The following is a 22,722-nucleotide window of genomic DNA, read 5'->3' as shown; positions in this document are numbered from 1 at the left end:
ATCAAGCGTTATCTGCATACCACCAGCTAAGGCGATTGCAATCACGAAAGAAGGTTGCTTCATCAGGAGCCTTCATCATGACCACATCACCTTCGCAGTAGGTGCATAGCTCAAGCGTTGCTTCATTTTTCCAAAAGGCACTGCACCCCGATTCTTGATACACAACCTCCCATTTGGGATGTCGCAAGTACCGATGGAAGAAATCGAGAGTGTCACCATAAGGGAAGTTGAAGCGCTCCATCACTGAACCATTTTCTGTCAGTTCAGGTTTAACCTTGCCGGTTTTCAAGCGCTTCTTGATGATGCGCTGAACCCAACGAAGTCGTGCAAACAGCCGATTGGTGTCTTTCTCGTACCACTGGGGATTACGCTTGCTCCAGTAGAGCTTGGCGAAGATTTCCCCGGACAAATCCTTCATCTGGTTTTCGTTGAGCTCATCAAGAAAACGTCGAGAAGGTTTGTCGTAGTCAAGAACTGCTTCCAAAGCTGATAGGTTTTTCATAGGGACTCCTTATTGCGATTGCGGAGCCCCGTCCCCTCAGGGCTATCGGAGCCCCATAGGGTTAATTAGGGTTAATGGTTGAACGGCGATTTATCGAGGGTTGGTGAATCGAATGGCTTTACCAACGAAATCGGCCATCAGTCGATTCCCAGTAGAGCTGAAATAGCTCTGCCACTCTTTCCAACCACCAACGGATTCCACCGAGCTTGGAGACTCGAAGATACCCCAGATACGCATTTCACAACCTCGTTGCAACACTCGGTTTACCTGGTCAACCAAGTATTCCTTGTTCTGCAATGAAGAGAGGTTGCAAGGCATCTGCATGATCAGCTTTTCAGCTTGCTCGAAGTCGATTTTTTCAATCAACCCCGTGCGGGTATCCACAGAGAATGGAACCACCTGTTGACCGTGGTTAGACCACAACCAATGGGTGATATAGATCGGATTAACGCCAACTTCCGCTGGCACCAATACGCTGCCGCAAGACCGCAACAGCCAGACCAGACGTAAACCATCGAATCGATCCAGAGACTCCACATCGGTAGTGATGTCATCCTGGTAGATTTCAGGCAGCTTATGTTCGGCGGCGAGAGAGATCATTACGGATTTGAGATTGTTCAGATGAGACATGTGTGCTCCTTAAAGTAACTTGGGCACACAGAGCCTGTCAGGCGCAGTGCGCCCTTAGGCTGAGGTTGAATGCTGTTTGTTTTTGGCGACCAGCTATCGCACGTTTCGCCCTCAGAGAGGACAAAATTCACTTTCTCAGCAACCCTCAATGAAGGCCTCTGAGAAAGTGGGAGGGTATTCCCTCCTCACTTTGATTGTTCCACGAGAGCTGTGTGAACAGGAACGCTCAAACTGCCCTTTTCGGGTGCAAAGCTCAAAGACGCATCAACTGCCCCGTCTTTTCAGTTCTTCGACCAGATGTTCAGGCACCTTACTCGCAGTACAGGCCAGCAATACATCGAGGCCTACCGGCTTGTGAAAGCGCTTATTTGACCAGGAATCGCCAACTGATGACTTTGCCCAGTCGATTGCTTGCCCAAGACTGTGGAACTGCCGCCTGCCTGTGTATCCCATACGACTATCCAAAGTAACACCCTGGAACAGTCTCCAGTACATCGGAGGAATGCGCTTAGCAAGCAGTAAAAAAGGCGTCTCCGGCACTGTAGCCCTTCTACCTTTGTTCCGATGATACAAATCCAAAGATGAATGGAATTGGTTCATAGACTCTCCAAATAAAAACGGCCACCCCCGAAGGGATAGCCGTTTGTCGTTTCACTTCCTGTTAAGCTGCAAAAGCAGTCAATGACCGCTCCATCAACTTAAACAGTGTGCGTTGCAGAGCTGCCGCATCATCAATGACAATGTTCTTTTGGAACAGTCCTGACACTGCGGTAGTCTCTACCCCTATGCCGATCACCTCAACATCGCTTCGTTCACAGAGGTCAATCACTGAGCGACATGCCGGGGCGCTTTGAGGCTGCCCGTCAGTCACTACGATCAACATTTTTCGCTCTTCACGGGTCTTGGTGAGTTCAAAAGCTGCATACCACATAGCTTCCGCCATAGGCGTACCGCCAGTTGCTTTGAACCCAAACCGACCGGCCCGATTCTGAACCGTATCTCCATGCTTCACGACACTGAACACTGGCTGGTTCCGGTTGCCACCAAAAAAGGTGACTGCCGGGTTTACGCCGGGTATTGCTTCCAGAGCCATCGAAATAGCCAAGGACGCTTCCCGCGCAATGTCTTGACGCTCCTTTCCATTGGCGGCCTTGTAGGCCATCGAGGAGCTCATATCAACCAGGATGTGAACCGCCGTATTAGGGCGTTTCTTGGCTTCCGGCTTGAGGAATACGCGGGTATCACCCGTCACTACACGATGTAGTTTCCGAGCATCCACACGCTTCCCTGATCGTTGGTTACGGTGAGCAACTCGCTGGCTGGCCTGGACCAATCCGTAGAGCTGCGTTCTTATCTTTGAAGTGGTGCTCTTCACATCCCCTACCAGGCTTTTGCCAACAGCAGGGTTGTCCTGGGTGTTCACAGCAGAGCGAACAGTCATATAGCTACTGTCCCCCTTATCTTGAGCCACCCGGTTGAGCTCGGCTTTAAGTGCATCATGCGCGTCACCACGCAAATCACCGGCACCGGCATTCAGAACCTGCTGGAGCATTTTGGCCGCGTCTTGTTTCGCCGCGTCAGAATTGCCACCAGCCTGGCTTTGTCCTGCCTTGCTGCCACCATCAGTATCCGACTTGCCTTGGTCGCCCTGTCCTTTCGGATCAGATTTCCCGTTAGCATCGTCTTGCTTCTGGTCTTTACCTTGCTGATCACCACCATTGGCATCAGGCCCTTGGTTTTGATCGTTACCACTTCCGCCCTGACTGTTCTGAGGTTGGTTGCCACCAGCATTCTGCTGGTTGTTACCATCCTGACCATTCAGGGGCTTTTGCTCTTCTTTCTCCTTTTCCTCCTCGATCATCTTGATGATTTGGTCGGCCAAGGATGTCACCTCTGCGGTTGACTTAGTGTTCACAGCCTTACGCAGTAAAGCGTTCAGCCGAACAACAACACCCTGAGGGAACACGCGCTCGAATACGGGGGTAGCCGAATCGAGATAGGGTTGAAGGACGGATTGCCCTACAGCCTTGGTTTGCAACCAGTACAAACAAAACCCTGTCAGAATGGAGGCAGGGGCCTCTTTGTCTGTGACGTGCTCGTAATGACCAGCTTGAGCCATATAGCGAGCAACCTCATTCAGGGTCTGCGACGTACCGGGGAAGAGTTCCATCATGGCCCGTTCTATGCGGCAGTCCTCCAAAACGTTGGACAACTCAGCATGAAGACCTCTGCGGCGCTCAACACCAAAGTCCGTAAACCGGACATGGGCTGCTTCATGGGCCAAATACCCCCAGACAGCATCCATGTGAGGATAGTCGTCGGGGATATTCGGAACCACGATGGTCTTACCATCGGTGTATGCGTCATCGTTACCGATGGCGACTTTGACACCGAGTTTTTCACCATAGGCTGCGGCCACGATTGGTAGAGCGCTGTAAATGGTGCGTTTTTTGGACATATCTTTTCTCCTGGTAGGGAAGGAGATAGTCCACCCCTGGAGGGAATGGCTATCCCCTCCGGGTCGGTTTAGTTGAAGTGACTATTAGAAGAAATAGTCGCCATCGTCGTCAGTTTTAGGCAGCTCCTGGTTGAGAGGCTCCTCTGTCGGCTCCTCTTGGACAGGCTCTTGCTCTACCGGAGTTTCCTCAGGCAAAACCGGCTCATCCTCAACATCAACGCGCTCTTCTCGAACCACATCACCGGCATTGGATTCATCTTCCGATTCACCCTCGCCTCGTTCTGCAAAACTCTTGAAGAAGTTGTCGATGTCTTCATCCAGGTCAACAGCGTTACCACCGCTGTTAGTCTGTTCTGATTGAACAGATTCAGTACCACCTACCTGTTGCTGCTTGGTTTCGCCACCCTCTGTTGCAGGGATAAGCTCACCGGCTTTATCGCTTTTCTGTTCGGCCTTTTCATCTTTAGAACGGTCCCCCATCTGGGCTCCCGAACCGCCAATGTCATTAGCCATGCCCTCTACAGTAATCGAGCCATTGGCATACTGCTCGATGCGGTCCCTCTCGCTCATGATCAGCACTGCGGCCACGACCTGATAAAAGAAAGGCGCAACGATGTTTCGGCCATCGGCATGTTGCTCGTATCCCCGGAGGGTTTGGTCGAGCAGCTTGACCAGAGGGTTAAAAGCGCTGTTCAGGAAGCTAAGCCCATCCACCTTGTCGCGGATGTTACGGAGTGTCTGCCGAGTAGTGACCGCACATTGGTCTCGACCGGCCAAACGTTCCATATAGAACTTATTCGCTTCCTGAACCACTTCGGAGATGAGATCGTCACCCAAGCGCTCAACCTTGCGGTTAAGGCGTTTGGCGTTGGCCTCATCTTCGTTCACAGGCTGGATCATGAACACCTGGTACTCAAAGCCAATCCGCTCCTCGACCGTTTCCTTTGGAAGGGCTCCGGCACGGATAGCTCGTTCATACTCAGGGTTCTCCTGACACCATTCATCCACGGCTTTGTTGTAACCTTTGATGAAATCCTGTTTCAGTTGGTTAAACTGAAAGTTTATGTCATTCAGCTTGTTACAGATTTCATCGGTCTTGCTGACGGGTACGGCAAATCCGTTCATGAACGGCATACCGAATTTCAGCAGGAGGCGACGAGTTTCTGTTTTCAGGCGATGAAAGCCTTTCAGCTTAGCCGGATCACAGATCTTCTTACTTCCCAGTTGAGCTACTTTCTCAGGTGGAATTTCACCACCCTCGCCCAGCTTGAGATCAGATGCAGACAAACGGGTTTGTCCACTCCAGATGTCAAAGTCTACGTGGATAACACAGAGGCTTTGTAGATGGTTCACTTTAGTCATGATGCACTCCAAAAAGTTGGGGGCGCACCACGTCCCGAACCGGGCGGATGCGCCCGGTTGGGCTAGTAAATTAACGTTAATTTGCTGTTTGTTTTTGGCGACCAGCTATCGCACTTTTCGCTCTCCGAAGAGAACAAAATCTTGCTTTCCGTTGGAGACTCCCAGAATCCCCAAGGGAAAGCGGGGGAAAATCCCCCACTCACCAGTAGAACGTCTCTACTTCTTCCGGCAAATCATCAAGAGGAGCAAGCACGTCCTCATCAACAATGTACCGTGGCTTCACAGAGCCAGTAACCGTTACACGGCACCGCTCTGATGACTTCTCTCTGTACTGGTCAACATCCTCAGGCTTCACGCCTGACGCCTTATCAGCCAACAGCTTTTTGTAGTCTACCCGGCCAGCCGCTTTGTATCTCGTTACCATCACACCGCAGTAGTCGGCATGGAAGTATTCCCCCATGAGGGACTTCATGGTGTCGAGATGAGGCTTTTGCCTTTCTTGAAGCTCAGACAGTCGCTGTTTCAGCTCCTGAATCTCAGCATCATAGAGGCGGTATTCCTCAGCAGCAGCAATCCAACGGTTGACCTCTTCACCTTGCGGTATGTACAGGTCTCTCTCTGGATCTTTGTCGGGCTCCTTCTTGTCTACTACCTGTTGCCAGAACTTTTTAGCCTCGGCCAAGATTTCTTGAATCATGGCTTCGTCTCGGAGTATTGGAAACTCCTGAATCTGACCTTCAAAGTAGAAGACTAACCAGCCTTGCTTGGCCCCCGTTACCAGGAGCTGGTGTTGCACCTGCGGGTAATAAAGCTGGTATGCCTTGCTGTTTGCTTTCTCAGCACAAACATCTTCCCAGACAGTCGCACTCGGGCTTTTCAGCTCGACGGGCTCCCCGTTATCTCTCAGGCCATCCAGGGAGGCCCTCATGAGCGGGTATTGAACCGATTCGACACAGGCGGGGAGCAGCATGTCATCATACTTCTCCTCGAAAGCGCGTCTTGCAGCATCTTCGTTTTCTATCCCCCGGCGAACCAGCGGATTAAGACTCAGATCGACTTCACGCGCATACCCAGTCTTCTCGGCCCACAGTCTCCATCGTGTTTTGTACGGAGACCGATTGAGCAGGATAGCGGCGTCAGTGGCTGTTACACCTTGACGCCGCCAATCAAGCCAATCTTCCTCTCGTTGCGATAGGTTGACTATTTTCATGGACCTCTCTCCAATGGTTAGGAGGGAGATCTCCCCCAGCGGGGGAGTCCCCCCCGTTGGGGTTAGTAGTAACTGCCTTCCGCGCCCTCCTCTTCTGTAACAGGGATCATGTCCTCGTCACTCAAAGGCGGCATTTCTTCGGCACCAGGTTCAGCATTTGCAGAACCACCAGCGGCGGACTCTTGCTCGTGCGCTTCCTGGTAGTCAGGTTTCGGAGGCTCCATTTGATCCATCTCCTTGTCACGAAGGAATTGAGTCGCATATTGCAGTTCCGAACCTTCATACCGTCCCTTCACATACTCATGCGCCGCAGACCATGCGTTTTCAGCAATGGCGCGATTTGCGAGTTTGGTTAGGATCGGGTCAAGCTCTTTGTGCTCAATAGCCAAAGGCTCTTGGCTTTGAACTTGAGATGGTGAAGGGAGATTGGCAATAGCCGGGTTAATGGCCGATGCCTGCTCCATTTCACGGATGCGTTCAGCTTCATCCTGGTCATAAATACCAGAGAAACCAAATGCGACACGAGAACACTGGATCAGCGACTTGTGCCGGAGTTGACGCTTGGTGTGCGTTTGCCAGGGGCCATCAACAGTGTAAGCACCATTGCGACCTTGACCCTGAAACGGTTCACGGTACACCTCATCAATGAACTCCTTGATGCGGATAGGGCGAGATCTGTCCTTACGGTAAATCACGCATTCAATCCACTCAGGGCAGTCAACTTTCGCCCCCTGCATTCTGACCATCTTGTCCGAATACACGAACTCGACGCCATCATACTGGGGATGCTCGTTGATGATGCGGCTCCAACCATCAACACCTACTACCGGAATGATCCCATTTTGCTTGTCAGGAAACGCATAGATTTCCCGAGTGAAAGGGTTCAAACCGTACTGTTCAGCCACGATCAGGAGCGTCATCATCTGCTCATCGGTCGGGGCACTTCCATCTCGCTGCTTGAATGCGGTCGCCTTCAAAGTTTCATAGAACTTTCGGGTGTCCACGCCAAACCGGCTTGCGATACGGGTTACAAGAGATTTGTTATCAGACATGGTGTTTCTCCAATTCACGAATGAACGGTTTGAGGACACCATGACCCCCTCGGGGCATGAGTGCCCCCGTGGGGTTTAGTAAGAGTTGGCGGTGTTACCCGCCAGCCAAGTGGTGCAGCCGCATGAATGGGATGTCATCATCCCAGCCATCAGGAGCGGGACCATAGCCTCCGCCCATACCACCTTGCGGTGCTGATTGCTGCACAGGAGCAGATTGCGTACCGGCTCCTGTACGTTGCCCTTTTTGGGGCGCTGCACGTTGAGAGTTGTCCTGAGGTGCATTTCCACGACCACCAAGCATCTGCATTTCAACGCAGTGTACTTCGGTGGTGTAGCGCTCGATTTGTTGGCTGTCAGTCCACTTCCGGGTGCGGTTGCTCCCTTCGAGATAGACTTGGGAGCCCTTTTTCAGGTACTCACCAGCGACTTCTGCCAAACGACCTTTAAGCACAATACGGTGCCACTCAGTATGCTCTCTTTGCTCGCCAGACTGCTTATCGCGCCACGTATCCGTTGTTGCAACGTTGAAGTTGGCAACGGCAGTTCCGCTTGGCATGTAGCGAATTTCCGGGTCAGAACCGAGATTACCGACCAGAATTACTTTGTTGACGCCTTTAGACATCATGACCTCCAAGTTATTTGGAGAGGGCCAACGCCCCTTTCGGGGAGCAAGCCCCCGTAAGGGTTAAAAAAAGTGATCCTCTTGTTCGGCGTCGATCTCTGCCAGGCGAATCAGCTCAGATACAAGGCCAAGCCTTTCTGCATCTGCTCTTACTTCGTCGTAGCTGAAACCAAACCGTTCAATGAGGGGTTTTAGTGAATCAAAACGCTCGTAGTCGAAGGTATCACCCTGTTCATCACAGAATGCCACCAGCGGCTTCTCTACGTTTGAAAAGTCATCCGCGAAACGCTGTTGCAGGTAAACCAACATCAGCAGGGGTTTGTGACCATGTTCCGGGCGGAGTTCACCAGCGCCTTCCAGCGTAGCTGGATGGATAGTGTTTTCGCCTAGTCCAGTGCTAACCCCAAGCTCATAACCGCTGTCAGTACGCATCAGCACACTGGGTAGCAAGTCATTTGAGCCTTCGCTCCGAGCAACCTCAAAGCCGATTAAACCGGCTCCTTTGGCAAAAACCCCAGCAACAAAACCTTTGAAGAGGTTTATGTCACCTGGAGGTAACTCAGAGGGCGGAGATAACAGCCAGTTGAGAGATCCCAAGCTGGCTGTTTGTCCGGCTGAAACATTCCCCCCTTCCAGCACCGTCTGTGTCTCTGCGTTTACCAGCACCTCATCCAGAAAGGTGTACCCCTGGCTGAGAAACTGTGACACATACTGGCTTTCTTTGTCCTTGTAGGACATTGGGATCGTGTCTGGGCCGTTAGCTTCAAAAGGTCCTTCGAGCTTTGTCTCAGACCAATTTTCAGCTTTCCCATCAGTGACGGTTCGGCGTAGCTCGACCATCGTGAATTGGCCTGGCTCCGAGGAGCTGGGCTCCCGGAGCAACTTGTAGCCAATGAAGACTTCTATTGTGGTTTCGTCATTGCCCCACTCTTTAGCAGTGTAACGACGGCACAAACAGTCATTTTTCTTCATGCGTCACCCCTTAGCGCCATTGGTCCCCGAACACATCCTTCGCAACACGCAGGATGGCTTCACGCTCCTCTTTGGCCGCACGGATAAGCAGAGCTTGATCCAGGGCGTATTCAAGAGCATTTGGGGCACCACGGAACGCTAGAGACAGTTTCGCCCAACGCACCAACGTCCGAGTGGACATGGTGACGCTGATCTGACCATCTTCACCGTTTTCGCCAAGAAACAGTTTGCGGACCTGATTAGCAATCCGAACCATTCCCTTCCGCACATTTTCCGGAAGTTTCGGAGTAACACGGCCAAGAATGCTGAGTTCAGCTTCCTCATCCGCATACCCTACTTTGGTGAAACGATAGCGATCCATAGCTGCGAGGTTCTGCATCATCACCCCCTGGTACAAACCAGAAGCATCACCGGACCCCGTAGAGTTACCAGTAACGACCACACGAAACATCGGGTGCGGCTTGATGATTTCCCCGCCATTCTGAGCGATCACAAGGGGACGCCCTTCAAGGACATCGTTGAGACCAGCCAGCTCGGCAGGGTCGGCCAAATCCACCTCGTTGATGAGGAGCAGATGACCTTCACGCATAGCGACTGCCAGAGGTCCATACATGAACTTCATGACAGGTGGTTGACCAGGCTTTTCCGCGACCAGAGCGTGATGTCCAATCAGATCTGTCAGCTCCATCCGCCCGTGGGCAGTGATTTGCTGAACAGGCCAGTTGAGACGACCAGCGATCTCGGTGATACCTGAGGTTTTGCCAGACCCGGTAGGGCCGGTTACGAACAATGCGTCACCGCCAGGCTCTTTGAGATAGGCCAAGACCTCTCGCAGAAACTCTTTGCGGAAAACGTAGTTGGTATCAGTGGCAGGGATGAAAGGGTTTGAACCGTCAGCGTAGCCGATGGCCGTTACCTTCTCCGGAATGCTGGGCATACCGAAAACCTTGCTTACTGAGAATTGAGAGTATTGAGACATAGGTGCGCTCCTATTGTGACAGGCGCACCACGTCCCGAACCGGGCGGATGCGCCCGGTTGGGCTAGTAAATTAACGTTAATTTGCTGTTTGTTTTTGGCGACCAGCTATCGCACTTTTCGCTCTCCGAAGAGAACAAAATCTGCTTACTGATGGTATTCACCATGAGTAAGAAGACTTTTAAGGAGCGAGGAGAGTAGCCTCTCCTGGAGGCCACTCCCTCAATGGACGAACATCACCACATCGTCGTTTTGACCAATGACCCCGGTTTCTTTGGCCCACTTCACTGCTTCACTGTGCGCCTGGTAGGAGCTGGAATACAGTTTCGGATCAAATTTCACCTCGCGTCCATCAGCCAGATAGATGATGCCTGCGTGATCGTCGTAAACATGAAGATTCTGTTGCATTCGACATTCCCCCTGTAGCTTGTCGTCAAAGCCAACTGACACCAGAAGACTTTGAGGACAAGCCACAGAGGCTTGACCAGAAAGAGAGGGGTTGCCCCCTCCCTTTGCGTTGACTATCAGCAGTAACCGAACGATTCAGCGATTCTCACGAAAGGACGAGAGATTGCCCAACCAGTAGGGATACACAAAGCGATGATAGCGATTTCCATGATGTTGCTCCTAAGCAAAAAGGGGCAACATCCCCGTCGGGGTATGGTTGCCCCGATGGGTTTGAAAGTGTCGAAGATTACTCAGCGACAGTTATTACCAAACAAGTTCCTTGCCCTTACGAAGGTAAGTCGGGATTTCGAGATAATCCCAGTCAGGTTCTTGTTTAGCGACTTCTTGAACTTGAGTTACCTCAGGTTCAACGACTGCTTTGGCTTGTTCAGCCTTGGCAGCACGTTCTTTGATGACGGCCTGTACAGACCGCATTGCAGGAACTGCGAATTTGTTCCAAAGGAACAAACCGATACGCTGGAACACTTTAGCGAGAACGATGAAGGAAAAAGCAAATGCCTTCGCGCCTACGTACAGTGCGCCCAGAGATGCAAGCAGAACTACAATGAAAGTGATGATGTGCATGGTGTTGCTCCTATGTAAAAAAACAGGGGCAACACCCGAAAACCGGGAGAAGCCCCCGGCTTGGGGTTAAGTAATGCCATACGGCATAAGACTAGATGCTGTTTGTTTTCGGAGACCAGCTATCTCACCTATAGCCGCAGAGCGACTAAGATGATTCAAATATAGCTCACCTTTGCTAAACAGAAAACGCTGTAACTGTCCATTTTGGGCACTTCGAGAGGTCAGGTTACAGATTGACCGCATTTATCCTTTCCAGTGCGTTTATCTGTACCTCAAATTTAGGAGTATCTCTAATGGCAGAAGCACAAGTAGCACTGGACACAAACAACGACCGCAGCAACCACTACTCTCGCCCTGTTTTCAAGCAAGTTCTGAAAGTAAACAGCCTCCAAGCTCAGCGCGTCATGGAACGCAGCTTTGAGCGAGTTTCCAACTCCCTGTTCTCCATCGACGTGATCCTTCGCATCATCGGTGAGCAGGACGAAATCGACCAGGTTGAAACCGTCATCCTGGAACACATTTCCAAGGTCTCCGAAGACCTGGACAAAGCTACCGCCCAGCTCAACAAGCTGATGGAAGACAACGGCATCGACATGATGCCCGGCTACACCAACCCGAATGAATACACCATCGAGATCAACTCTCCTCAGGTTGCTCAGTTTGCACACCTGATCCGCAAACTGGATACCCTGATGGGGATCGTTGACACTCTCTGGCTGAACACCGTACTGACCAGCAAGCAGCGCACCGACGCCACTTACCAATGGCAGCAACGCCTCATCAAGCTGGCCGGTCGAATCATCGGCATCGAGAAACGGGCTCGCATTTCCGCCCACAGCAAAGGCAAAGAAGGTGAAGTGGCCGAAGCCGCTCCGGAATCTGCAACCGGCGACAAGGAAATCGCAGACGAAGCCGAGAAAACAAAAGCAGCATAACCCAGCCCAAACCTTTGCCCCTCGCCCGAGGGGCTTTTTTTTGTCTTTTATGGTTGCATTTTTTGATGCTGTGATATTATCGAAGTAAATCAGATTCAACTCAGGTAAGAACGGAGAACAACATGAAAAAGGCTTTAATCACCACCGTGGCTCTGGCTGTAGCAGCTCTATCTGGCTGTGCATCCACCAGCAGTTACGAACCCACAGCGTACAAAACCAATCACAGTCGCGCTTACAACATCGCGGAGGCCGGTGGCCTGGTAACAGGCATCCAAGACGCTTCTGTTCCGCGTGACAAGCTGGAGCGTCTGACCGACACCAAAACGTTTGGGGCAGCCTACGTGCTGTCTGGCTACATGTCCCCTCAGCTCGGAATGACCGACTGGCAAGGTGGCTTGGTCAACCTTGCGAACTGGGCTATCGGCCCCAAACAGCATGGCGCTCGCAATAGCTTGATCGCTTGGATGCCTGCTAACGAAGCAGTTTCACCGGCAGACGCTCAGGCCAAATTTCTTTCACATGTGAAAGTTTCCATTGAGTCAGCGCTGACTGATTTGGGTGCCAATTTCACGCTTCTGTATGACAAAGATGGTCGCCTAACCTATCAGTTCTACAAGAATGAATGGGGTTGCCCGACGTGGGTGAACGGACAAAGTAAGGTAGCTGACATGTGTTCCGTTAAGGTGAAAATCGTGGAGCCTCGCCTAGGGTCAGCTCCTAATTTTGTCTCTGGCGTTCAAGGTACAGCGTATGCCTTCACATCAGGCCATGAGACCGCATACAACTTTGTGAATGTCGGTAATGGGGCAGCAAGCCATGCTCCTCAGCAAGCGATCTACGCAGCTATTAGCAAACAGCTACCAGCTTGGGCCTACCTCTACCTTGCTCCAAAATCGGTTGAGCTGGATAATGGCGAAAAAGTTGCTTTCCCTTACCTTCTTGATCAGGGAAAAGCAGAGTTATTTGTTTACCCAGAAGCGTAATCAATCTACATGAGAAAGGGGCCGAAAGGCCCCTTTTTTTATCCACCACCACCAGTTGTCGCGCCTGTTTGAGGGTCTATGCTGTTTGTCGCCTCTTTTCGCTTCGCGTCAATATCAATCCCTTCCAACCGCTCCAACGCCCTTTCCTGAGCATTCTTCCGCGTCCCGTCAATATTGAAGTCATTCCCTGCTCCAGTCAGCGAGTCGAGATTTATTGAGGCCGGATCAGGGAATTTACCGTTCTGCTGTAATATCCCAAGCCACTCATCCAAATTAATTTTGCTCCAATCAATTTCGGCAATTTTATCTAGTGGAATCCCTTCACACTGAGGATTTTTGGGGTCTCCAAAGTTCTGCCCCAATTGAGGGCGAACCTGTTCTTGTATAATACGAGAGAGCGGAGAATTGAAGCAGCAATACGCTTCTCTTTTTTCAATACAAGCGCCCAACACCTTAGATTTACAATAAGAGCCTACATAGGTGCAATTCTTGAGCGCTCTTTTGGCGTTCATAGTGAACTCTTCTTCCTCGCACTTATAAATCATCTGGATCATCACCATCGCAACGACATAGACGGTATATATCGTCATGGCAGTGCTAAGCCATGTTGTCGCAGTCTCCATCATTGCTTCGGCAGCTTGTTCAGATGCTGCGGCAGCCGCCTGCTCTGTTGCTGCATCTTGGCCTGCTGATTTCATGACATCCATCATCACTTCTTTGACTTGCTCTTTGAGCTGGTCAATGAGTTGATCAACAAACTGCTCTACAGGCTGGAAGAACGAATCAACAGCACCTGAAACGTTCTCTATATAACTTGTGAACGGTTTTGTGACTTCTGTCCACCCTTGAAGGGCAGGTTCCCTAAGTACCTGATAAGCACCTTTAAGCGCATTACCATCAGTCAGCCCCATCACTGCGCCATCGAGCTTTGGAACGGCCATTATTAGGTTCAGATAATCGGCAAGAGATATATTGGTTGGCTTTTCACAGCAATCAGAAACTCCCCCAACAGCTATCTTGCATTCGCCAGCTTCCCCTGCAAAAGCAGAGCAAATAACGTTTTCATCCCCGGTAGGATTGTCATCCCCATCTTGGCCTGTGCAGCTCATATCCTGCGTCATGAATTGGGCTGCATTGAGCAACGCAGTAGCGCGAGCAAAATCAGTGCTTTGTGTTTTGGTCAAATCAAGGCAGTCATCTCCCATGCAGCGTATAGGCCCACCGCACTGGTACTCAGTTTCCTTTTCCAAGGTCGGAACAGAAACATCTGTACCACAGTCATAAGTATCCTCGTGGACGTAGCACGTACCAGAACTTCCCTGAGCACCATCAACACATTTGGAACTGATGAAGCCGCACTGAGGGTTTTCTTCATATTTCTGACAGCTATCGAGATTCCCGCCCGTGTTTACCGGACAGTGCGTTTCACCTTGAGGGTCTGTCCAGCAGTCCATTTGCCCCTTATAAAAGTCATAGTCAGCTTTAACTCGAACCTTTTTGCATAGTTTTGGAATACCAGGCAAAGGTGACGGCTTGAGTTGAGATTCGCAAACTTTGATCCCATTGATGACTGTGCAGCCCGTAGCATCAGTCGGGTCATCTATACATGTGATCTCGCCTTCCGCAAAACCATCTACAACCCCTTTGGCTGAATCCATGCAGCTCTGTGGAGCCCACTCATCCTTGGTAATGGCTTTTGATGGGTCATAGCGTAGCTTTATGCGGCCAAAACCCTCACCTGCGCCAGTTACTGAAACGCGGATCTTAAACGTAACAACATCACCATCTTTCACATTCTTGAAATAGGGAGTGACATCAATATTAGGGTTTCGCTCCCAACTTGTTGACAATTCACATCGGCCAGCCGTTTCTGGAGGGAAATTGCCGTCAGGGCCGGACCATACTTTAGTTTCCTGACCTGATTTACCAACCCAAACTTGCATGTAGTCATCCCACTTGGCGTACTCAAGAGTTGCAGACACTATGGCGTCTGGATTACTGACTTGGACCCGCGTGTATTCCTCATAAATCGAACAGTTGCCACTCCAGTAGTCGTTACCAACTCGGCCAATCCACAACTCAGTACAGCCTTCTCCACAAGATTTGAGGTTATATGGACCATCATAGTGCTTCACCACAGAGGCATCGTAGTCATGGACAACCTCACAGTCCGCGCTTTGATCTACAACACGCTGACACCGTTCATACTCTGGAATGTGGGCGTTGATAGTATTCTGATTGATGGTTGTTTCGGCAGAACAATCCCCAAAGCCACCTGCGATGAGGTCCATATCCTCATAGGTCTTTTTGCTTAGATTTAGTACAGGGTCATTACTGAAATCAGGGCGTGATCGATTAGAGGCATCGAGAAGAACCTTGTATGCCGCACCAGAGATTGATGGATTAGCACTATTGGCATCACTCCACAGCGACCCTTTTGCATTATTCCCCACGCTGTCCATGTCATCGCCAGAGTCGTAAATGCCTTGCAGACCGCCCACATCAGGTTTATTGGCATCAGGGAAGTAATAACTATCAGGTTTATTGTTGGTCCCGCTCGTTCCGGGGAATAGATCATTGACATTAATCTGACTCCCCCCGTTCATTTGGAATTGACCGTCTTTCAACGTCGGCATAGAGATTGTGCCATCTTGCACAGTCCCCGAGCTCGACTTGAATGAGTTTGAGAGGTTTTGTCCGAAAGCCTGGGCCTCTTTACCCACCGCTGTGATGTCCTGGTCTTGGCTACCGTTAGCGTAGGAATGTATCGGCAGCGCAGACATGGTTACTGTCAACAGCGAGGCCACAGCTTTCATAAAGTAATTATGACTTCGCATTGTGTTCTCCATTTCAACCTTCCCATGCTATCTGAGAAGACAAGGGCCACCTGTACGTGTAGTGGCCCTTTTGGGGCATAATCTAAAATGCCCGTGCAAATTCGTTAGGGTCTGCTCAATTGTTACAGCAATCATTCCATCGCCAGATGGTGTAAATAGGGTCTTGCCCAATTGCCGGTATAGTTCGCGCCAGACCCCACGTAAGAGTGGATTCGCCAATTACGTGAGATGAGTTTGTCTCTGGAACCGGATGCAATAGCGTGAATTTGTACTGCGTTTTGGGTAGTGTTGGGCTAATAACACCTCTACACATAGCCTCAGAACCCATTGTCTTCCACGCTAACCCCCGGCGATGCAAAGCAGCCAGAACCCTTGTGCTAAGAAGACTGCTATCGCGGATAACACCTTTTCCACCATTCTGGTTGCCACTAAATGGATACAGGGTGCCCCATGAACCAGCACACCAGAAAAGCTGTTTTAAAGGTTTTCCAGCGGTTGATGAGACAGCATCAGCAGTACACGCAGCCGCCGCAATTGGGTTTGCTACTGCCGCCGCCTCTGGATTGGTAAAAAAAGCGAGCTCATCATTGTTCCAGGTCGGGTCGAGCTCCGACATGTACATGATGTCGAGATCCATATACCCATCAGCATTACAGGTCTGCTTAATAAATAAATCGAGCATCACCAACAGAGGAAACGCATAGTAGTGATAGTGCATAAAAGAACCATCACCACCATCCATGTCTCCCATGCCATGATGCCCTTGGTTAGTCCTATCAAACGGGAACCTGACACCATTCAAGACAGATGAGCAGCCAGGCACTCTCTGAAATTCAACAAGCCGTGCTGGCTCCCACATAGAAGTGGTGACTCCAGGCCGAGGGACCCCTAGATTATCCTCGCACATACACAGAGGGTTGCTTACGGCTTCACTCGGGAATGATCCGCCTCCACCACTTATAGGAACCCCTGCTACTTTGATGGGAAAAATACAGCTCCAGCAGATGTCAGTAATCAGTTTTCCGCCGATTACTTCCGCATTCTGGCACCCAGGGTCAGCCGATACCGAACGAACCCAAAAGACCGCGCTAACGGCAATGACCCGTAGAATTTTTTGCATCATGGTAAGGCCTTTACGTAATTCAAGTGTTTCTCCATGACAGCAGGCTTCCCGTGATAGAAACCTTGTTGCCATGACAGTCCAAGTAATTTGGCGCTCTCCCCCAATGGGAAGCTCTCCACCTGCTCAGCAATGAGCTGTATGCCTTTTCGGCGGCAGTGGAGGATGGCCGAGTAGTCTTCAAGCGACCGCAGTCTTCTCGCGTCAAACTTGCAATAGTGCCAGTCATAACGACTCAGGCGCTCCAGCGAAGAGTTTTTGTCTCCATAGTCATCCAGCGCCAGCTCAACCCCTATTTCGGTAAGAGCCTCCCATCTCAATGCGAGAGAGGCATCCTGAATGCCCTCGGTAATCTCGATGACAAGCCGTGATGAGTGATTCTTAGCAATGTCGCGGACAACCCTCCACCACGCTTTGAAAATGACGTCTGATTGCAAAGTATGTTCAGAGACATTCAGAAAAAGAGCTGGGTACAGATCCAAGCAATAATGAAGGTTGTCCTGAATGAACCGTGCCATCTCCATATCCACCAGCCCCCAATAAGGAGGTGATGACAGAGAGGATGGTGTAAGAACCCGGCCTTCGTCGTACCAACGAGCCAGTACCTCAGCAGCGACAAACGAACCTGTGCCGACGTCTTTAATTGGTTGGAAAGCCGGGGCAAAAATCATTCACCGCCCTCCTCAGCAAGTTCGCGGACAACAAACTTCTTGCCTCTGGCAGTAATGACGCTCGGTGTGTGCTCCAGCTCGAACCGGGTAATCAGATCTGGCGTCAGCAGATATACCGGCGCGTCAAAGTTGTCGGTGACACTCTTGTAGGAATCCCAGCCTTTGTCTTTGTCGAACTCTGTGGCGATATAGGTAATCCGTTGTACGCCAGGTTCCTGCTTAATTTCAGGCAGCTTCTTGGCGAGCAGCTCCATTTGCTTTTTGTCCAGCGGGTCGAAAACTACGACCGCTTGGGTAAATGGCCGCGTTCCAGGCTTGCAAACTTCCTTCGGATCGCACAATGGGTTGATCACGTCACCCGCGTGAGCGAACACAGTGCCATCCGGAGTGCTGATGTCACTGGTGATCATGACGCTAGGGTCAATTTCTCGTGTTCGAGATTTTGGCGCTCTGGGCAGCTCATTGAAATTCTGCTTGGTCCAGAAGCGCTCTATAGCCTGTTTCTTCTTCTCTTCCCAGTCGATATTGGCAAGGCGTTTCTTGGCAACATCAATAAGGTCTGGCTCACTGATTTTCTCCACCGGCCCCTTAACGCCGAGATCGCCTTTTTCTCCGTTATCCACTTCCCGAGCCAACCATACCGGGTCGGACAACCCGGAGACCTGGGCGACGACGTTTGGTTGTTCGCCAGGCAGCGGCTCATCCTCCAGCATCACAATCGTGGGAACGGCTGTGATGTTGTACGTTTTGAACAACGTAGGGTTGATGATGATGTTCGGCACTGGGTCTTTTTTGGCCGCGAGCGCCTGAATAGCTTTAACTCCCTGCCCCAAGTTCATTCCTTCCGGGATGCCACGGAACACAATTACAGAATCAGGCTGGCCTGACACCGCCGTTAGGACGTCATCTAACCCCTGTTCGCCAAGAGACAACGAGGCGAAAACCAGTATCCGATGGTCAGAGTAGATACCCTTTTCAGCCTGTTTCCGGTGCATCTCCTTGAGCGTTGGGTTAGTAGTTTGGAGCTGCTTGAAAAATGCCTTGGCTTCGGCCTGAGCCTCGTCCATGTGTTGGTTTTGCAACAGAGATGGCATTTCCATCTTCTGGGCCTTTTGGGCAATTTGCTTTCCTTTCTCAATAAGCGCCTTATCCTGCTCTGTGAGCGGAGACTCTTGAGCGTATGCCCCGCCAGCCACAGAGAATATCAACGCCACCAGAACGCTCTTAGAACAGGGGATATGCGCGGCCAATGATCTGATCATTTTTCACAGTCCCCCAGTAACGTGAGTCGAAGCTGAATGGGCTTTTGCCCATAAACCAGTAGTTATTCTCTTTCAGCGTGGTCTTGCCGTAAAAGTGGCTCTCTGGCAGATGTAGTTTCCCTGCGAGCTGGAGCCCCTCTCCGACGACATCACCATTGACGGTGATCTTCCACTTATCGTTGATCTCGACTTTATCCCCCGGCATACCGGTGAGGATTTTGACCATGCGAGTCCCGTCCTTGTAGAAAGGCTGCATGTTCTTGGCTTGGAAGGCGTAAACAGCTCCCCTCTCCAGAGTTTGGTCGTTCAGATCAATGAGGAAGAAGGTGTAACCCGGCAGGCACTTCTCCTGTTGTGGATCAATGCCAATACGGTAGCGGCTGGCAAAGGCCGCACCAGCAGCCCAAAGAACCAGTAGTGTCACACCGGCCTTAACCCCGAAGCGCTTCCAGGATTCCTTTTTGACGAAATACTTCTTGAGTGGAAAATTCATTTCAGCACCTCATCAGGGAGGTACACGTCACTTGGAGCACCGACGACAGCACTTGCGTCAAGGACCAAATAACCTGCGTCTTTCAACTTCAAAATTGCGTCATTGGTCTTGACCATCAGTCTTTCAACTTCCTCCTGAGAGGCACCAGCGGGATACGCCGACGCCACTTTAGCGAAGTCAACCACGACCACTGGCGGGGTTTGATTCAAACGCTGATGGATGCTTGCCGTTTGTTCGCTCATCACGTAGTAGCTACCGCCGAAGCCACCAGCGGCACCGAGAATGGCGGCGATTGCGATTGATTTAATGTCCATTACTGTCTCCCTGGTTATGCAGCCTGCTGACGGCTTCGCATCACGGCCTTGATTGCCTCAGGAATGCTCATGCCTTGTTTCACAAACTGGTCGATGGCGTTAACGTCCACCGGATCGGTCGAATAAAGCAGCTTCTGGAAGTCGCCCACTATCAAGCGTCCGACGCCCATGCCGCTCTTCGATTTGATAAAGATTTCTGAGTACACGCCCTGGATGGTGTGTACCGTCTTGAGGGTGTGGAACCCGCCCTCTGAAAGGGTCAGACGACCGCTACGTTTAACAGATTCCACGGTTTCTTCGGTTTGGCCGAGCAAGTACATGCTGGCCGAGTTCTCCGCGATGGCGCGGCCCACTGCGTTCTCATAGAGGTCGTTGATGGACTGCGTTGCAATGACAACGGAGCCACCGTACTTACGGAATTTGCGGTAGGCATGTTCCATGAAGACCGAGACCTCGCCCTCTTTGAGCAGGTCCCAGGCCTCATCCACGATGACGACTTTCTTGCGGTTACGTTCACCCAGGAATACTTCTTGCTGGATCTGGTAAATAAGCTGGAGCAGTACAACCTGACGCAAGTGCTTACGCCCTTGCAGTTCATCGAGCTCCAGTACAGTGAACTGGTTCTGGAAGCTGACGTTGTTCTTGCGAGAGAAGTATTTCCCGTAGCTACCTTTCGACGTAAAGGCGTAGAGCTGCTGACCAATATCCTTGAGGCGCTGGTCGTTTTCTTCTTCCAGACAGCGCTCAGCGATGTCGTCAACCTTCATCTCTTTACCTTTCTCTTCCCACAGGCGAGAAAGGACCTGTTTCAGCGCAGAGATTTGCCATTCATCCAGCAAGCCTTTGGCCGACGCCATTGCACAAACGAGGCTGACAATCGCGTCTTCTTCGTCCTCGTAGTTCTGTATGAGCTCGAACGGGTTGAGGCAGACGTGCGTTCCTTCTTCAAAGTGAACGAAGTCGCCATTGAGCATTTCCGACAGCTTCTGGTAGGACTTACCGGCATCAATAACCCAGACCTGAGCACCCTCGGACAAGTAGGAAAAAATCAGTTCGTTGGTAAGGAACGATTTACCCGAGCCGGATTCGGCTGCGATCACCAGGTTTTTGTTGGTATTACTGTCGTGAAGAGACAGACTCATGAGCTGGCCGTTGCGGGAAATCAGCGCTGCATGATAGGTCCCGGTCCCCTTCCATTCCCCAAACACCGGCAGGACCACAGCCGCCTGCTCGGTTGTCATGGTCTTGTAGCGGAATAGGTCTCGCACTGCATCCCGGTCTGTACAGAATGGCAGGCAGTTGAGGAACATCGGCAGAGCAACGAACTTATCCTCCATCAGCTCGAACCGAGATTCACGCCAGATGTTTCGTGCGGCCATCGCCGCCGCTTCAACACGTTCTTTGGTTGGAGCAAATAAAACCACCGAGTAGGTGATCTTGACTGGCTTAGCCCCCTCTTTCATGGACTCATAGAGAGTGTCGAAGCTCTCCTTTTTGTCCGCCAGCACCGGCACGAATTTGAGCATCGGCCCGTAGGCTTGGTTTACAGTGAACTGGCGTTTGCGCTCCAGAGTGTTTTTCGTGCTTTCTGCCTCAGGGAAAAACACATTGGTCACAACCATGTAGTTTTCTTTGATGCTGGAGTTGCCGCCGCTGAGATCCCCGGCATAGGTCAACGCATCACCAAAGTAGAAAACGTCAGGCAGCTTTTTCGCTGACATGACTTTCGCGTGGTAGTCCCCCAGCCTGATGCCGTTCTTGCTGACTTCCACATCAGTGCCGTAATCGAAGATTTGCTCGCAGATGGGCTTATCCATCTCCCAATCCACAGAGTCATGTCGCCATGAAGCATCCGGCCCCCAATTCAGGATGGTGCTCATGATCCGGATGTAGTTCACCGCCGTCATTGTGCGGGGACGCAGACCAACGGTTTGAAGCGATGATTCGACCTTCGTGCGAAGCTGTGCGAGCTGCTGGAGTTCGCTTTCAGTCGGGTTATTGTTCTTGATGGGGACTTTGCACGTAACGAACAGCTTGAGGTCTTGGATCAAGCCATTGTCGTAGATACCTTTGTTGGTCTTGGCAAATATGCGTTCTGTCGTGTGGTGCTGGAGGAAGTTAATCCGTTCCTTGATGACAGATGTCAGCAGCTCGTGACGGAAGCCATCACGCAACCCCATCATCCGGTACATCTCCTGATTGATGTCCGGGGAGCGGAACAGAACAAACTGGAGCGTAGTCTTCGACGGGAACTCCTGATTCAGGAAACCGTTCATTCGCTCCTGAACTTTTTCATCGGCACCACACAGGGGCTCACACATGAAACCAAAGCCTGCACTGTGGTCATCCATAAGGAAGACATGATCGTCTTCGTCATAGGCCAGGACAGGAATAATCCCGGCAGCTCGCAAGTGCTCCGGGATCAACGTTTCTTCGAGTTTCTTTTTGATGGTTACGATCATTCAACACTCTCCAACCATGATTTCAGGTTCTTCGGACGTCCTTTGCTGACACGACCATCCGGAGCAACCACGAACGGAACGCCCTCAATCCCAATGAAATGAGCTGTCAGCAGCGTTTGATCGTATTGGCCGGGGTCGCAGGTTTCTTTTGAAGGAAGGGAACCCAAGGTGTTGTTCATCAGCGCATCGAGCGCGTGGGTTTTGTCTTTCGCGCAGTACAAGTTCTTTGCCAAGCGGTTGGACTCAGCACCCAGAGCAGGAATCACGATAAATTTAAAGGTGTAATCATCCACCAGCGATTTGGCATCACCCATGAGCTGATGGCAAACCGCGCATCTAGGATCGACAAAGACCACCACCTCTTTGTCACCACGCCCCATCGAAACGGTGTTCAGCGTGTCCACATCCATGCCCATGCTCTTGAAGTGGATACGCTCCGCTACATCCCTCATTTGGGACATCGTGTTGAGGGGCTTCTTGCTCCACAGGTCGTAGATTTGTCCTGAAATAACAAATCGCCCGTTTTCAGAGAGGAACATGATCTGCCCATCACTTTGGACGGCTCGAACCCCTTTGATGGGTAGCTCTACGATGTCCTCTATCTTCGCCGCTCTGGGATCGGTGATTTCCAATTTCGATGACGCATGAGCCGTGCCGGTAATAATCCCGAACACCATCAGCGCCCCGAGTAATTTTGTCCGCATGTCTATCCCCTAAGATTGGATTACTGGATGCTGGGCAGTGTATCCGGGGGAGGGAAATAGACTCGCCTCTGTAATAGCCCAATTTGGACAATTCCAGCGCGATACAAAAAAAAGCCCGGTCTGAA

22 protein-coding genes are annotated in these 22,722 nt (G+C 51.2%); 2 read left to right on the top strand and 20 right to left on the bottom strand.

The features are described from left to right. Nucleotide 1 precedes the first annotated feature (1 nt). From ACOXYR_RS24295 to ACOXYR_RS24240, 12 genes are all read right to left on the bottom strand, one after another. A complete protein-coding gene (locus ACOXYR_RS24295; protein ID WP_000793769.1) occupies nucleotides 2-502 on the bottom strand; it encodes a hypothetical protein in 501 nt (166 codons plus the stop codon). A 90-nt stretch (nucleotides 503-592) separates the two neighbouring features. Next, a complete protein-coding gene (locus ACOXYR_RS24290; protein ID WP_000018872.1) occupies nucleotides 593-1,132 on the bottom strand; it encodes a hypothetical protein in 540 nt (179 codons plus the stop codon). Between the two features lie 264 nt (nucleotides 1,133-1,396). Continuing rightward, on the bottom strand, nucleotides 1,397-1,732 hold the full coding sequence (locus tag ACOXYR_RS24285; protein ID WP_001071288.1) for a hypothetical protein: 336 nt from the start codon (nucleotides 1,730-1,732) through the stop codon (nucleotides 1,397-1,399). Between the two features lie 61 nt (nucleotides 1,733-1,793). Further along, the gene (locus tag ACOXYR_RS24280) at nucleotides 1,794-3,590 is read right to left on the bottom strand and encodes a VWA domain-containing protein (RefSeq protein ID WP_000039318.1); all 1,797 of its coding nucleotides are present in this window, start codon (nucleotides 3,588-3,590) and stop codon (nucleotides 1,794-1,796) included. A gap of 84 nt (nucleotides 3,591-3,674) precedes the next feature. Beyond that, on the bottom strand, nucleotides 3,675-4,952 hold the full coding sequence (locus tag ACOXYR_RS24275) for a DUF3150 domain-containing protein (protein WP_000170086.1): 1,278 nt from the start codon (nucleotides 4,950-4,952) through the stop codon (nucleotides 3,675-3,677). 199 nt (nucleotides 4,953-5,151) lie between these two features. Beyond that, on the bottom strand, nucleotides 5,152-6,162 hold the full coding sequence (locus ACOXYR_RS24270) for a YqaJ viral recombinase family nuclease (RefSeq protein WP_000706865.1): 1,011 nt from the start codon (nucleotides 6,160-6,162) through the stop codon (nucleotides 5,152-5,154). 62 nt (nucleotides 6,163-6,224) lie between these two features. Then, complete coding sequence (gene bet / locus ACOXYR_RS24820) at nucleotides 6,225-7,214, bottom strand: phage recombination protein Bet (protein WP_001282585.1); 990 nt, start codon at nucleotides 7,212-7,214, stop codon at nucleotides 6,225-6,227. Between the two features lie 94 nt (nucleotides 7,215-7,308). Then, nucleotides 7,309-7,839, bottom strand: a complete 531-nt coding sequence (gene ssb / locus ACOXYR_RS24260) for a single-stranded DNA-binding protein (protein ID WP_000987165.1) — start codon at nucleotides 7,837-7,839, stop codon at nucleotides 7,309-7,311. A 60-nt stretch (nucleotides 7,840-7,899) separates the two neighbouring features. After that, nucleotides 7,900-8,808: a hypothetical protein gene (locus tag ACOXYR_RS24255; RefSeq protein WP_000739139.1), complete on the bottom strand. Its 909-nt coding sequence runs from the start codon at nucleotides 8,806-8,808 to the stop codon at nucleotides 7,900-7,902. Nucleotides 8,809-8,818: 10 nt separating this feature from the next. Then, nucleotides 8,819-9,787: an AAA family ATPase gene (locus ACOXYR_RS24250; RefSeq protein ID WP_000085162.1), complete on the bottom strand. Its 969-nt coding sequence runs from the start codon at nucleotides 9,785-9,787 to the stop codon at nucleotides 8,819-8,821. A gap of 219 nt (nucleotides 9,788-10,006) precedes the next feature. Next, entirely contained in the window at nucleotides 10,007-10,192 is a 186-nt protein-coding gene (locus ACOXYR_RS24245; protein WP_001186917.1) for a hypothetical protein, read from the bottom strand. 303 nt (nucleotides 10,193-10,495) lie between these two features. After that, nucleotides 10,496-10,816: a hypothetical protein gene (locus tag ACOXYR_RS24240; RefSeq protein WP_000547566.1), complete on the bottom strand. Its 321-nt coding sequence runs from the start codon at nucleotides 10,814-10,816 to the stop codon at nucleotides 10,496-10,498. Nucleotides 10,817-11,109: 293 nt separating this feature from the next. Between ACOXYR_RS24240 and ACOXYR_RS24235 the strand changes: the two genes are divergently transcribed. Further along, nucleotides 11,110-11,751, top strand: coding sequence for a hypothetical protein (locus ACOXYR_RS24235; RefSeq protein ID WP_000796664.1), 642 nt, complete (start codon nucleotides 11,110-11,112; stop codon nucleotides 11,749-11,751). 122 nt (nucleotides 11,752-11,873) lie between these two features. Continuing rightward, nucleotides 11,874-12,734: a hypothetical protein gene (locus ACOXYR_RS24230; protein WP_000709517.1), complete on the top strand. Its 861-nt coding sequence runs from the start codon at nucleotides 11,874-11,876 to the stop codon at nucleotides 12,732-12,734. Nucleotides 12,735-12,772: 38 nt separating this feature from the next. Here the strand turns inward: ACOXYR_RS24230 and traN are convergent, their stop codons facing one another. The 8 genes from traN to ACOXYR_RS24190 form a co-directional block, all read right to left on the bottom strand. After that, entirely contained in the window at nucleotides 12,773-15,571 is a 2,799-nt protein-coding gene (gene traN, locus ACOXYR_RS24225) for a conjugal transfer mating pair stabilization protein TraN (RefSeq protein WP_421355906.1), read from the bottom strand. A 115-nt stretch (nucleotides 15,572-15,686) separates the two neighbouring features. Beyond that, complete coding sequence (locus tag ACOXYR_RS24220) at nucleotides 15,687-16,691, bottom strand: TraU family protein (protein WP_043940352.1); 1,005 nt, start codon at nucleotides 16,689-16,691, stop codon at nucleotides 15,687-15,689. Continuing rightward, nucleotides 16,691-17,362, bottom strand: a complete 672-nt coding sequence (locus ACOXYR_RS24215) for an EAL domain-containing protein (protein ID WP_001337754.1) — start codon at nucleotides 17,360-17,362, stop codon at nucleotides 16,691-16,693. Before ACOXYR_RS24215 ends, ACOXYR_RS24220 begins: the two co-directional genes overlap by 1 nt. Then, nucleotides 17,359-18,624 carry a TrbC family F-type conjugative pilus assembly protein gene (locus tag ACOXYR_RS24210; protein ID WP_000621288.1) on the bottom strand — a complete coding sequence of 422 codons (1,266 nt, stop codon included), beginning with the start codon at nucleotides 18,622-18,624 and terminating at the stop codon, nucleotides 17,359-17,361. Before ACOXYR_RS24210 ends, ACOXYR_RS24215 begins: the two co-directional genes overlap by 4 nt. Beyond that, a complete protein-coding gene (locus ACOXYR_RS24205; protein WP_001010738.1) occupies nucleotides 18,587-19,117 on the bottom strand; it encodes a S26 family signal peptidase in 531 nt (176 codons plus the stop codon). Before ACOXYR_RS24205 ends, ACOXYR_RS24210 begins: the two co-directional genes overlap by 38 nt. Continuing rightward, on the bottom strand, nucleotides 19,114-19,431 hold the full coding sequence (locus ACOXYR_RS24200) for a hypothetical protein (protein ID WP_000351984.1): 318 nt from the start codon (nucleotides 19,429-19,431) through the stop codon (nucleotides 19,114-19,116). Before ACOXYR_RS24200 ends, ACOXYR_RS24205 begins: the two co-directional genes overlap by 4 nt. A 14-nt stretch (nucleotides 19,432-19,445) precedes the next feature. Further along, entirely contained in the window at nucleotides 19,446-21,893 is a 2,448-nt protein-coding gene (gene traC, locus ACOXYR_RS24195) for a type IV secretion system protein TraC (protein WP_000637386.1), read from the bottom strand. Beyond that, on the bottom strand, nucleotides 21,890-22,597 hold the full coding sequence (locus ACOXYR_RS24190; protein WP_001259347.1) for a DsbC family protein: 708 nt from the start codon (nucleotides 22,595-22,597) through the stop codon (nucleotides 21,890-21,892). Before ACOXYR_RS24190 ends, traC begins: the two co-directional genes overlap by 4 nt. Between the last annotated feature and the right edge of the window lie 125 nt (nucleotides 22,598-22,722).

It is taken from the genome of Pseudocitrobacter faecalis, assembly GCF_965231525.1.
GTDB classification, from domain to species: domain Bacteria; phylum Pseudomonadota; class Gammaproteobacteria; order Enterobacterales; family Enterobacteriaceae; genus Pseudocitrobacter; species Pseudocitrobacter faecalis.
The sequence above is the reverse complement of the archived record's forward strand: the minus strand, read 5'-3'. Positions and strand labels throughout refer to the sequence as shown.

What these genes read in the sequence shown, in the direction of transcription:
- ACOXYR_RS24240 (WP_000547566.1), bottom strand. Translation starts at nt 10,816, where the DNA reads ATGCACATCATCACTTTCATTGTAGTTCTGCTTGCATCTCTGGGCGCA.
- ACOXYR_RS24200 (WP_000351984.1), bottom strand. Translation starts at nt 19,431, where the DNA reads ATGGACATTAAATCAATCGCAATCGCCGCCATTCTCGGTGCCGCTGGT.
- ACOXYR_RS24270 (WP_000706865.1), bottom strand. Translation starts at nt 6,162, where the DNA reads ATGAAAATAGTCAACCTATCGCAACGAGAGGAAGATTGGCTTGATTGG.
- ACOXYR_RS24290 (WP_000018872.1), bottom strand. Translation starts at nt 1,132, where the DNA reads ATGTCTCATCTGAACAATCTCAAATCCGTAATGATCTCTCTCGCCGCC.
- ACOXYR_RS24230 (WP_000709517.1), top strand. Translation starts at nt 11,874, where the DNA reads ATGAAAAAGGCTTTAATCACCACCGTGGCTCTGGCTGTAGCAGCTCTA.
- ACOXYR_RS24235 (WP_000796664.1), top strand. Translation starts at nt 11,110, where the DNA reads ATGGCAGAAGCACAAGTAGCACTGGACACAAACAACGACCGCAGCAAC.
- traC (WP_000637386.1), bottom strand. Translation starts at nt 21,893, where the DNA reads ATGATCGTAACCATCAAAAAGAAACTCGAAGAAACGTTGATCCCGGAG.
- bet (WP_001282585.1), bottom strand. Translation starts at nt 7,214, where the DNA reads ATGTCTGATAACAAATCTCTTGTAACCCGTATCGCAAGCCGGTTTGGC.
- ACOXYR_RS24220 (WP_043940352.1), bottom strand. Translation starts at nt 16,691, where the DNA reads ATGCAAAAAATTCTACGGGTCATTGCCGTTAGCGCGGTCTTTTGGGTT.
- ACOXYR_RS24255 (WP_000739139.1), bottom strand. Translation starts at nt 8,808, where the DNA reads ATGAAGAAAAATGACTGTTTGTGCCGTCGTTACACTGCTAAAGAGTGG.
- ACOXYR_RS24275 (WP_000170086.1), bottom strand. Translation starts at nt 4,952, where the DNA reads ATGACTAAAGTGAACCATCTACAAAGCCTCTGTGTTATCCACGTAGAC.
- ACOXYR_RS24295 (WP_000793769.1), bottom strand. Translation starts at nt 502, where the DNA reads ATGAAAAACCTATCAGCTTTGGAAGCAGTTCTTGACTACGACAAACCT.
- ACOXYR_RS24205 (WP_001010738.1), bottom strand. Translation starts at nt 19,117, where the DNA reads ATGAATTTTCCACTCAAGAAGTATTTCGTCAAAAAGGAATCCTGGAAG.
- ACOXYR_RS24250 (WP_000085162.1), bottom strand. Translation starts at nt 9,787, where the DNA reads ATGTCTCAATACTCTCAATTCTCAGTAAGCAAGGTTTTCGGTATGCCC.
- ACOXYR_RS24210 (WP_000621288.1), bottom strand. Translation starts at nt 18,624, where the DNA reads ATGATCAGATCATTGGCCGCGCATATCCCCTGTTCTAAGAGCGTTCTG.
- ACOXYR_RS24215 (WP_001337754.1), bottom strand. Translation starts at nt 17,362, where the DNA reads ATGATTTTTGCCCCGGCTTTCCAACCAATTAAAGACGTCGGCACAGGT.
- ACOXYR_RS24280 (WP_000039318.1), bottom strand. Translation starts at nt 3,590, where the DNA reads ATGTCCAAAAAACGCACCATTTACAGCGCTCTACCAATCGTGGCCGCA.
- ssb (WP_000987165.1), bottom strand. Translation starts at nt 7,839, where the DNA reads ATGATGTCTAAAGGCGTCAACAAAGTAATTCTGGTCGGTAATCTCGGT.
- traN (WP_421355906.1), bottom strand. Translation starts at nt 15,571, where the DNA reads ATGCGAAGTCATAATTACTTTATGAAAGCTGTGGCCTCGCTGTTGACA.
- ACOXYR_RS24285 (WP_001071288.1), bottom strand. Translation starts at nt 1,732, where the DNA reads ATGAACCAATTCCATTCATCTTTGGATTTGTATCATCGGAACAAAGGT.
- ACOXYR_RS24245 (WP_001186917.1), bottom strand. Translation starts at nt 10,192, where the DNA reads ATGCAACAGAATCTTCATGTTTACGACGATCACGCAGGCATCATCTAT.
- ACOXYR_RS24190 (WP_001259347.1), bottom strand. Translation starts at nt 22,597, where the DNA reads ATGCGGACAAAATTACTCGGGGCGCTGATGGTGTTCGGGATTATTACC.